1 protein-coding gene is annotated in these 245 nt (G+C 55.5%); it reads left to right on the top strand.

Annotated features, from left to right (window positions below; genetic code table 11):
* A partial coding sequence (locus ACZ2V4_RS11890) for a hypothetical protein (RefSeq protein ID WP_490514976.1) occupies positions 1-245 on the top strand: 245 nt, incomplete at both ends.

Here is a 245-nt window from a genome sequence, read left to right as displayed (position 1 = left end):
GAGGAAGGCCAACCCGGCATTCTCCTGCTCGATGAGATGCAGCGTTTTCGCACCATCGACGACGCTGGTAACGAGGTCAAGGTCGAGCGCTACCAAGATGTGTGGACGCTGCTCTCGGACGGCAAATTCTCCAGCGACTCGACCGTGTTTGCCGAGATCGAAATGATGCTGGCTTATCGCGAGAACTCGGTGCGCAAGATCGAAGAACCGTCAACCGATGATGACAAGGCAGAAGAGGACAAGAA

The organism is Macrococcus sp. CoH-51_TC_04, assembly GCF_058188655.1.
Note: the sequence above shows the minus strand (reverse complement) of the source record. Positions and strands in the feature narration are given on the sequence as shown.